Source organism: Otariodibacter sp., assembly GCF_029256985.1.
Lineage (GTDB): Bacteria > Pseudomonadota > Gammaproteobacteria > Enterobacterales > Pasteurellaceae > Otariodibacter.
Window position 1 is genome coordinate 1 of record NZ_JARIDQ010000057.1, and the last position, 10,288, is coordinate 10,288.

The window sequence follows — 10,288 nt, forward strand, 5'->3', positions numbered from 1 at the left end:
GAGTGATTTAAAAATTATTAAAATAAACAATGAAGTATAGACGCCCGACATTACAGGATATTGCAACTCATTTGGGTATTACGAAAATGACGGTAAGTCGTTATTTAAGAAATCCAGATTCAGTTGCTTCTCAAACACAAAAAAGGATTGCCGAAGCTATTGAGCTTTTTGGTTACATTCCCAATCGAGCACCAGAAATCTTGTCTAATGCGAAGAGTAAAGCAATTGGTGTGTTAGTTCCATCTCTTACTAATCAGGTTTTTGCTGATGTGATTAAGGGGATTGAATCCGTCACTGATCAAGCTGGTTATCAAACAATGCTAGCACACTACGGGTATAGCGTTAAAAAGGAAGAACAACGAATTGAATCTTTGCTTTCTTACAATGTAGATGGGCTTATTTTATCTGAAACACAGCATTCTGATCGTACCTTGAAAATGCTTGAAGTCGCAAAGATACCTGTAATTGAAATTATGGAAAGTAGCCAAGTAGGGCGACAACAAGCGATAGGCTTTAATAATGTTGTTGCAGCAGAAACAATGGTGGATATGCTGATTCAGCGAGGGCATCATCATATTATTTATTTTTCTGCTCGTATGGATAAGCGGACTCAACTCAAGATGCAAGGATATGAGCAATCAATGAGGAAACATGGGTTTAAACCAAATAGCTTAATTACTGAAGAAGCTTCGTCTTTTACCTTAGGTGCAAAACAACTCCAACAAGCGTTAGATTTATATCCAGAGACTAATGGAATATTTTGTACTAATGATGATCTAGCTATAGGTGCTTTATTTGAGTGCCAACGATTAGGGATTAAAGTACCAGAACAAATGGCTATAGCTGGTTTTCACGGATTAGATGTTGGTCAGTCATTAACTCCACAATTAGCTAGTGTCATTACCCCTCGTTTAGAAATAGGTAAAGTAGCCGCACAAGAATTACTTAGTCGTATTCAAGATGGACAAACGCAAGGCCCTATTATTGATTTAGGGTATAAAATACATTTGGGAGAAAGTTGTTAGCGCTTTTGTTGAATAGCTTTGATACAGTCCGCGGTAACTTGTTCAAAAGAAGCATTAATATCAATAAAGATGACATCTTTTTCATCATTTTGTGGAATTTCTAATGTATCAAATTGGCTTTTAAGCATTTCCGTTTTCATAAAATGCCCTTTGCGTTGTTTCATTCTTTCTAAAACTAACTCAAATTCCCCATGCAAAAATATAAAAGTAATATTTTTATTACCTTTACGAATTAAGTCTCGATAATACTTTTTAAGTGCTGAGCAAATGATAATGCCATCTTCATGTTTCTGCTCTAAGCTAAATGCAGCATCATTGATACGCTCTAGCCATGGCAGTCTATCTTCGTCATTTAACGGGATACCATTGCCCATTTTTATAATATTGGCTTTAGGGTGAAGATCATCGCCATCAATAAGTTTAATATTCAATTGATGTGAAATTTCAGTTCCAATCGTTGTTTTTCCTGTGCTTGAGACACCCATTAAAATAAAAACATTTCCTTTTGACATTATTCTATCCCCACATTAAATCGCAAGATGTTACCGATAACTATTTTATTGCATAATTTACCATGTGATTTACATTTTTTATATTGTTTATTAATAAAATTTGAAGGTATTCACAAAATTAAAATAATATTATTGCAATTTTAGGTATTTTTTATGATATTTACTCATGTTACCAGTAACAAAAAATGGAGGGAAAATGCTTATTTTCACTATGATAGTAGCAATAGTTTTATTGCTAGTGCTGATTATGAAATTTAAAGTACACGCTTTTGTGGCTTTGATTATTGTGAGTTTATTGACAGCTTTAGCGACAGGTATTTCTGTCGATAAAATTTTACCAACATTATTATCAGGATTTGGCAGTACATTGGCTTCCGTTGCATTACTTGTTGGATTAGGCGCCATGATTGGTGGAATTCTAGAAATAACAGGTGGTGCGAAAGTATTAGCAGATACTATGATCAACAAGTTTGGTCAAGATAAAGCACCTTTGGCATTAGGTATTGCTTCTTTATTATTTGGTTTTCCTATATTTTTCGATGCAGGGTTGGTAGTTATGTTACCTATCATTTTTAGCGTAGCAAAACAATTTGGTGGCTCTGTTCTACGTTATGCATTTCCATCGGCAGGGGCTTTTGCTGTTATGCATGCGTTTTTACCTCCTCATCCAGGTCCAGTTGCGTCTGGTGATCTATTAGGGGTAAATATGGGATTACTGGTTATTGTTGGTTTGGTATGTGCTATTCCTACCTGGTATATTGGGACTTACTTGTTCAGTATGTTTATTAGTAAAAAAATTCATGTCGATTTACCAAAAACATTTTTGAATACAGGTGTTACTAATGATGGAACACATACTCCTCCAAGCTTTAAACGAGTAATTGTTGTTTTATTATTACCTATTCTTCTCATTTTGTTTGATACAGGTTTAAATACATTAAGTGTAACTAAAGTTATTGATGGATCAGCATTATGGGTGGAAAGTTTACGTTTGATTGGTAAAACACCTGTTGCATTATTAATAACTTTGATTGTTGCAATTGTTCTGTTAAGAGATAAACGTAGTTATGAACAAATTGAAAAAATTTGTAATAATGCTTTAGGTCCTATATGTTCTATTATCTTAGTAACAGGGGCTGGAGGTATGTTTGGTGGTGTATTAAGAGCTAGTGGCATAGGCGATGTATTGTCAAATATGATGTCTGATACAGGAATGCCGGTTATTATTGCAGCTTTCTTAATTGCGACAGTATTGCGAGTTGCACAAGGCTCTGCTACTGTAGCTTTAACAACAACTGCTGCATTAATTGCTCCAACTGTGGCAAATGCAACAGATTTAAGTCAATTTGATCTTTGTTTTATTGTGATTGCTATTGCTTCAGGTGCAACAGTTCTTTCTCATGTGAATGATTCTGGATTCTGGCTAGTGAGCAGATTTTTAGATATGGATGAGAAAACCACCTTAAAAACGTGGACAGCATTAGAAACATCAATTGGTGTTGTTGGATTTATTATTGCATTAATAGGTAGCATTATTTTGTAAGATATACATAAGAGTGTAATAAGTTAAAAAGAGTAAATATAGAAACCTATATTATAATTGGTGTAACTACCTGATTTATTGAAAATCATTATCTCACAATAGTGATTTATGCAAATTGTGGTATAAGTTAAAAGCCCTGTAAATTCAGGGCTTGAAATTATATCGGCTATTCTTTACTAGTTATTGAAACAGATGTTTCTTCTGGTAAATGTAGCTGTAATTGATCATAAGGTATAGATATACCTGCTTTATCAAATTCTAATTTAACTGTCTCTAATACAGCATATTGTACAGGGAAATATTCTCCATTTTTAACCCAAGGTCGAACAAATATTTGAACACTACTCGTTGCTAAATTTCCCACCGCAATAGTCGGTGTAGGATACTTCAGCACTTTTTCATTTTCATTTAAAATTCTTGCGATAATATTTTTAGCCTTTTCTATATCAGATTCATAACTGATATCAAAAATCATATCTATACGACGTGTTTCATTTTGTGAATAGTTAGTAATACTATCAGCAAAAACTTTTCCGTTTGGTACCAATATGGTTTTATTATCCGTCGTACGTAACTCTAATACAATTAATCCCATTTGCTCAACAGTACCACTAATGTCAGCGGCCTCAATAAAATCACCTTTCTTAAATGGCTTGAAAATAAGGATCATTACACCCGCTGCAAAATTTTGTAAAGAATTCTGTAATGCTAAACCAATAGCTAAACCAGCAGCACCAATTAACGCAACTAATGAACTGGTATTAATCCCTAGTTGTGATAATGATGCAATAACAACGATAAGTAATAATAAAAAATAACTCATCGAAGTTACAAAACTTTGTAACATCTCATCTTTACTAGAAGCATAAGCAATTCTTCCAAAAACTCGGCTCCCAACACGAGCCAGAAATTTTCCAACAATATAAATAAGGATAGCAAGAATTATTTTAGTACCATAAGGTATAATCCATTGCTCCAAAATAGTATGTAAATCCATCGAAGTCACTTCTTTGAACACATTAGCAACCTCTTGTATATTTAAGTTCTGAGCAACCTCAGCAACTTTATTAACTCCGGTTTCACCTGCTAATTCTGATGTTGTTGTCATCAACCCTCTCCTAAATTAAATTGTACAATGCTACAAGCAGTTGTGAATTCTAACATAATGAGATTTCCCGAAAAGAGAAAATTTATGGTAGCATTCACACTACTTTCCCATTTATTTATATCTATAATATGACAAGCCAAAAAGTAATCAATACTTCTGTAAAATTTATCACTATTAGTGAGGATGAGTCTGGCCAACGACTGGATAATTTCTTACTTGGGAAATTAAAAGGCGTTCCTAAAAGTTTAATCTATCGTATTGTTCGTAAAGGTGAAGTTCGTGTAAATAAAGGACGAGTTAAACCTGAATATAAGTTACAAGCTGAAGATATTGTGCGTATTCCTCCTGTAAGAGTATCAGAAAAAAATACACCTCCTATTTCAACAAAATTACATAAAGTGGCAGAACTAGAATCACAAATTTTATATGAGGATGAAGTTCTGTTGGTGGTTAACAAACCCTCTGGTATTGCTGTTCATGGTGGTAGTGGTTTAAGTTTTGGGGTAATTGAAGCATTAAGATCTTTGCGTCCTCAAGCAAAATTTTTAGAATTAGTACATAGGATTGATCGTGATACTTCTGGTATTTTACTTGTTGCTAAAAAACGTTCTGCTCTACGTAATTTACACCAACAATTAAGAGAAAAAACTATACAAAAAGATTATTTAGCATTAGTGCGTGGACAATGGCAATCACATACTAAAGTGATTAAAGCTCCTCTACTAAAAAATGAATTAGCGAGTGGTGAACGTATTGTGAGGGTAAATGAAGAGGGTAAACCTTCAGAAACACGATTTACTATTGAGGAACGCTACAATAATGCGACTTTAATTAAAGCCTCTCCAGTAACAGGAAGAACTCATCAGATTCGTGTGCATACCAAATTTGCAGGTCATCCTATTGCCTTAGATGATAAATATGGCGATCGTGAGTTTGATGCGACTATGCAAACATTAGGATTAACTCGTTTATTTTTACATGCTTATTCTATTCGATTTACTCATCCCCGCACAGAAGAAGAAATGGTAATTATTGCTCCATTAGATAACTATCTAAAAAGTATATTAGAGAAGCTAAGAGCAGAAAAATAATAAATAAAATTAGCAAAAGATATCATTCTTACTATTTTTTTGCTTTGAAACCTATTTTTCATTAGCTCAATAGTAATTCTTCATGATTAGCTGAGTTGACTGTTCTTTTGAGTACTTAGTCATAAATAATCTGCTTCTTAATCATCAATTAGAAATTAGGTTTAAAATACAAACTAATTTTAGGAAGCAGATTACTTCTCAAATTTTTATTGCTAACACCAAATTTATTCAATCCAAGTGACTATTTCATCCATAGGTTTACGTAGTCTAGGCTTAATCTCTCTATTCCGATAGCCAAATGTTACCATTACTGAAACACCCCATTCTTTTGGATCAAATGCTCCTGCTTCGACTAAAATTCGATTGACTTCATCATAATCGAATCCTTCCACAGGACAGCTATCAATTCCTACTAATGCAGCACCAGTCATCATATTAGCTAATGCAATGTAAGTCTGTTTACTAGCCCAATCAAATAATGTTCTTTCATTATCGGCAATATGGGCATCATCAATTTGAAACTTCTTATATTTTTCTAAAGCTGCAGCTTGTTTTTCTGGGGCGGTTAGTCCTCTTCTTATCATAGATTCACGTAGAAATTCTGAATCATAACGTGCATTTTTTTTAGCTAAAATAACGACTAAATGGCTTGCAGCATCTACATGACTTTGCATTCCCCAGCTTGCAGGTTTGAGTTTTTGACGAAGTTCTTGATTTTGGATAACAACGAATTTCCAAGGTTCTGAACCAACTGAACTTGGCGATAAACGAGCAAGTTCTAAAATGTAATTAAAATCTTCTGGAGGGATTTTTTTGGTTGGATCATAATGGCGAGTTGATGCTCGATAATGGAAACCTTCTAGTACTGCTTCTTTTGTAATATTTGTCATAAAATTCTCCAATCACTTATTAATATAAAAATTAATTGACCAATCGGTCTAATGTTACAGTAATTTACAAAAAAACCAAAAGGATTTACTGATTGCTAGTTGGATTACATAAAAATTATAAAATTTTTGATAATCCTTATTTAAACTTGAATCAAAATAAAGTATCTTTCTACCTTCGCAAAATATTTGTGAATATGTAGTTATTTCCCACTTTAACGCAAGGATTTCCTAATTATGTCAGATGCTATTGCCAATGTGGCAAAACTCATTAGAGAGAATGATATTAAGTTTGTATTACTCAAATTTACTGATATTCGAGGTAAAGAGCATGGTGTTTCATTACCAGTTTCGCTTGTTACCGATGATTTAGAAGATTTATTTGAAGATGGTAAAATGTTCGATGGATCTTCGGTAGAAGGGTGGCGAACAATTAACAAAGCCGATATGTTACTCATGCCAATTCCTGAAACCGCCGTTGTAGACCCTTTCGCTCAAATCCCAACCTTAACCATTCGTTGTAGTGTTTCTGACCCAAATACCATGCAAAGCTATGATCGTGATCCACGTTCAATCGCAATTCGTGCAGAAAACTACTTAAAATCCACAGGTGTTGCAGATAGTGTACTTTTTGGACCAGAACCTGAATTCTTCTTATTTGATGATGTGCGTTTTGGTGTAGGAATGAATGGTAATTCATACGAAGTTGACGATATTGAAGGTGCTTGGAATACAAATAAACGTTATGAAGGTGGAAACAATGCATATCGTCCTTTGAAAAAAGGAGGATACTGTACAATTGCACCAAACGATACGGCTCATGATATTCGTTCAGAAATGTGTTTAATTATGGAAGAATTAGGTTTAGTTATTGAAGCACACCATCATGAAGTTGCAACTGCAGGTCAGAATGAAATTGCAACACGTTTCAATAGCCTAACACTTAAAGCAGATGAAACACAAATTTATAAATATGTAGTTCAAAACGTAGCCGTTGAGCATGGCAAAACTGCTTGCTTTATGCCAAAACCAATCGTTGGAGATAATGGTTCTGGTATGCACTGTAATATGTCGTTAAGTAAAGATGGTAAAAACGTCTTTATGGGTGATAAATATGCAGGATTGTCTGAAACTGCACTTTATTACATTGGCGGAATTATCAAGCACGCTAAAGCATTAAATGCGTTTACTAACCCAGCAACTAACTCTTATAAACGTTTAGTTCCGGGATTCGAAGCGCCTGTATTACTTGCTTATTCTGCAAGTAACCGTTCTGCCTCAATTCGTATTCCTGCGGTAACAACACCAAAAGCAACGCGTGTCGAAGCACGTTTCCCAGATCCACTTGCTAACCCATATTTAGCATTCTCTGCATTATTAATGGCAGGACTTGATGGTGTGATTAATAAAATTCACCCAGGCGATGCAATGGATAAAAACTTATATGATTTACCACCAGAAGAATTGAAAGATATTCCGGCAGTTGCTAGCTCATTAGAAGAGGCTTTAGCTGCATTGGAACAAGATCATGATTTCTTAACACAAGGTGGGGTATTTACTAAAGATTTCATTGAAACTTATATTGAAATGAGACAAAAAGATGTAGAGCGTTTAAACATGACTCCACATCCAGTTGAATTTGAAATGTACTACGCATAATTTGCTACATACATTTGATGATTGTGAGGACGCCAGTTGGCGTCCTATTTTTTATCTAAAACTCGAACACTTAATCGTGATACGGCGCAAAGCTCGTCTTTTTCGTTATAAATATCAATTTGCCAAACTTGGCTAGAACCACCTAAATGGACTGGTTTTGCTTTACCTCTTGCTTTACCTTGTCTAACAGCTTTTATATGGCTGATATTTAACTCTGTTCCTACTGGAATTTGATTTTCATCACAGCATAATGCCGCACCAAGTGAACCTAATGTTTCTGCCAATGTTGCTGAAATACCGCCATGTAATAACCCAAAAGGTTGTACTGTACGATGATCAACAGGCACTGTCGCTTCTAAATAATCATCGCCCAGTTGGGTAAATTCAATTCCTAAATGCGAAATAGCAGTTTGTTGGCAGAATTTATTGCAATCTGCAAGTGACATTGTTTTTTTCCAGATCATTTTATTTCCTCAGTTTTGTAGAATAAGTTTTATAGAATACTTAATAATGCTTGAGCAGGATGTTTTAAAATTTTATGCTCCATTCGTTTTACTTGGCTTCGGCAAGAGTAGCCGGTTGCAAGACAACGTGCTAAATTTTTGCCTTGTAATTTCACTTGCCACGATTGTGCATAAATAGCTTTAGACATCACAATATGTTGTGTTTCGTGACCAAATGTTCCTGCCATACCACAACAACCTGTATTTTCGACACTCAATATTTCTCCAAAGTGTTCAAAAATTTGTTGCCAGATTTTTGGGCTATTAGGCAATGCGGTAGATTCGGTACAATGGGAAAAAAGATACCATGGTAAGCGGTCAGATTCTATGCCTTTTTTGCAATTCTCAAGTACACCTTTTTGCAATTGGTCAAACAACCATTCGTGAGCCAATAGAACTTTAAAATCGCCATAATCTTGTTTAAGAATATCTTTGTATTCTTCTCGATAAATCAAAGTTAATGCAGGATCGACCCCCACCAGTGGAATCCCTAATTTTGCAATTCGAGTTAGAAAATCTGCTTGATTCTTCGCTGTTTTGGCAAACTGTTTTAAAAATCCTTTGATGTGTTGTGCTTTGCCTGTTGGTTTAAATGGCAACACAATCGGTTTAAAGTTTAATTTTTGACAAAGTTGGACAAAATCAGCAATCACATTCGCATCGTAGTAAGAAGTAAAAGGATCTTGCACGATAAACAAATATTGGTGAATTTCTGAGGCTAACTGACCGCTTGCTACTTTCAATTCTAGACTTTCCAAACTTTCTGATTGATAGTCAATTTGCTTTAATTGACTTGTGAGATTTGGTGAAGATAAAGCTGGTAAATCAACCATCCCAATAGTTTTACCCGCAATTTTTTCTGCTATTTTATTGGTACTAAAAAAGTTAAAAAAGGAGGGTTGTTTTGCCATTAGTGGTGCAATAAATTCTAAATTAGAGACTACATAATCTTTGATTGGACGTAGATAACGTTGATGATACAAGGCATTAAATTGAGCACGGAAAGTTGGCACATCAATTTTAATCGGACATTGGCTTGCACAAGCCTTGCAGGCAAGACAAGTATCCATTGCCGCCTTAACTTCATGAGAAAAATCGTATTCACTTTTCTTATATAGTTGATTACGCAGTTTGGCAACAAAATCAACTAACTTAGTCGTCTTTTTCTGTGTATTAAAAATAAGATCATCAGGCGAAACTTTTTGCTCAGTGAGTAAATGTAGCCATTCACGCACTAAAGCCGCCCGTCCTTTTGGTGAAAAGACGCGGTTCCCCGATATTTTCATTGAAGGACACATCGTACTATGCACATCAAAATTAAAGCAGAGTCCATTTCCGTTACAACTCATTGCGCCTTTGAAAGCATCTCTTACTTCAATAGGAATCTTGCGATCAAAGTCTGCTCGCATTGTAGAGTTAATAGGATAAAGTTGAGCTTGACTATCTAATGGTGTACAAATTTTTCCTGGATTTAAGCGGTTATTAGGATCAAATAAAAATTTAATATAGCGAAGTTCTCGCCAGAGTGTTTCGCCAAAGAATCGTTCACCATAGACAGAACGCATACCTTTTCCGTGCTCACCCCAGATTAACCCTCCATATTTGGCGGTTAACTCAACCACTTGATCTGAAATTTGTTTGAATTTAGTGACTTGTTCACGATCAGTTAAATCTAAAGCTGGGCGAACGTGTAATACCCCAGCATCAACGTGTCCAAACATTCCATATTCTAAGTGATGATCATCTAATAGTTTGCGAAATTCTACGATATAGTCGGCTAAGTTTTCAGGTGGCACACAGGTATCTTCCACAAAGGCGATAGGTTTTGCCCAACCTTTTGCATTACCTAATAATCCCACTGCTTTTTTACGCATAGCATAAATTTTTTCGATAGAGGTGAGATCGTTGCAAAGTTGATAGCCAATCAAACCGCTTGTCCCTTCCACAATTTTTTGATCCA

General features: G+C 35.0%; 9 protein-coding genes. 4 read left to right on the plus strand and 5 right to left on the minus strand.

The genetic code is table 11. From position 1 onward, the window contains the following. Positions 1-29: 29 nt before the first annotated feature. Positions 30-1,025, plus strand: coding sequence for a gluconate operon transcriptional repressor GntR (gene gntR / locus Q1J40_RS06125; RefSeq protein ID WP_301099164.1), 996 nt, complete (start codon positions 30-32; stop codon positions 1,023-1,025). Here gntR and Q1J40_RS06130 read toward each other — a convergent pair. Further along, on the minus strand, positions 1,022-1,537 hold the full coding sequence (locus Q1J40_RS06130) for a gluconokinase (protein WP_301099165.1): 516 nt from the start codon (positions 1,535-1,537) through the stop codon (positions 1,022-1,024). The two genes, gntR and Q1J40_RS06130, sit on opposite strands and share 4 nt — an antisense overlap. 196 nt (positions 1,538-1,733) lie before the next feature. Here Q1J40_RS06130 and Q1J40_RS06135 point away from each other — a divergent pair, with 196 nt between their 5' ends. Then, positions 1,734-3,080, plus strand: coding sequence for a GntP family permease (locus Q1J40_RS06135; RefSeq protein WP_301099166.1), 1,347 nt, complete (start codon positions 1,734-1,736; stop codon positions 3,078-3,080). A gap of 166 nt (positions 3,081-3,246) precedes the next feature. Here Q1J40_RS06135 and Q1J40_RS06140 read toward each other — a convergent pair whose 3' ends face one another. Further along, a complete protein-coding gene (locus Q1J40_RS06140) occupies positions 3,247-4,188 on the minus strand; it encodes a mechanosensitive ion channel family protein (protein ID WP_301099167.1) in 942 nt (313 codons plus the stop codon). 128 nt (positions 4,189-4,316) lie between these two features. On the opposite strand from Q1J40_RS06140, the gene rluC reads away from it, so the two are divergent. Beyond that, a complete protein-coding gene (gene rluC, locus Q1J40_RS06145; RefSeq protein ID WP_301099168.1) occupies positions 4,317-5,279 on the plus strand; it encodes a 23S rRNA pseudouridine(955/2504/2580) synthase RluC in 963 nt (320 codons plus the stop codon). A 224-nt stretch (positions 5,280-5,503) separates the two neighbouring features. On the opposite strand, the gene Q1J40_RS06150 is transcribed toward rluC, so the two are convergent. Continuing rightward, on the minus strand, positions 5,504-6,169 hold the full coding sequence (locus Q1J40_RS06150; protein ID WP_301099169.1) for an NAD(P)H-dependent oxidoreductase: 666 nt from the start codon (positions 6,167-6,169) through the stop codon (positions 5,504-5,506). Between the two features lie 234 nt (positions 6,170-6,403). Between Q1J40_RS06150 and glnA the strand changes: the two genes are divergently transcribed. After that, on the plus strand, positions 6,404-7,825 hold the full coding sequence (gene glnA / locus Q1J40_RS06155) for a type I glutamate--ammonia ligase (RefSeq protein ID WP_301099170.1): 1,422 nt from the start codon (positions 6,404-6,406) through the stop codon (positions 7,823-7,825). 44 nt (positions 7,826-7,869) lie between these two features. Here the strand turns inward: glnA and Q1J40_RS06160 are convergent, their stop codons facing one another. Further along, on the minus strand, positions 7,870-8,289 hold the full coding sequence (locus Q1J40_RS06160) for a hotdog fold thioesterase (RefSeq protein ID WP_301099171.1): 420 nt from the start codon (positions 8,287-8,289) through the stop codon (positions 7,870-7,872). A 29-nt stretch (positions 8,290-8,318) separates the two neighbouring features. Then, on the minus strand, positions 8,319-10,288 hold a 1,970-nt coding region (locus tag Q1J40_RS06165), incomplete at its 5' end, for an FAD-linked oxidase C-terminal domain-containing protein (RefSeq protein WP_301099172.1).

Excerpts from the sequence above, each read along its gene's own strand:
- gntR (WP_301099164.1), top strand. The coding sequence starts at position 30 with ATGAAGTATAGACGCCCGACATTACAGGATATTGCAACTCATTTGGGT.
- Q1J40_RS06130 (WP_301099165.1), bottom strand. The coding sequence starts at position 1,537 with ATGTCAAAAGGAAATGTTTTTATTTTAATGGGTGTCTCAAGCACAGGA.
- Q1J40_RS06135 (WP_301099166.1), top strand. The coding sequence starts at position 1,734 with ATGCTTATTTTCACTATGATAGTAGCAATAGTTTTATTGCTAGTGCTG.
- Q1J40_RS06140 (WP_301099167.1), bottom strand. The coding sequence starts at position 4,188 with ATGACAACAACATCAGAATTAGCAGGTGAAACCGGAGTTAATAAAGTT.
- rluC (WP_301099168.1), top strand. The coding sequence starts at position 4,317 with ATGACAAGCCAAAAAGTAATCAATACTTCTGTAAAATTTATCACTATT.
- Q1J40_RS06150 (WP_301099169.1), bottom strand. The coding sequence starts at position 6,169 with ATGACAAATATTACAAAAGAAGCAGTACTAGAAGGTTTCCATTATCGA.
- glnA (WP_301099170.1), top strand. The coding sequence starts at position 6,404 with ATGTCAGATGCTATTGCCAATGTGGCAAAACTCATTAGAGAGAATGAT.
- Q1J40_RS06160 (WP_301099171.1), bottom strand. The coding sequence starts at position 8,289 with ATGATCTGGAAAAAAACAATGTCACTTGCAGATTGCAATAAATTCTGC.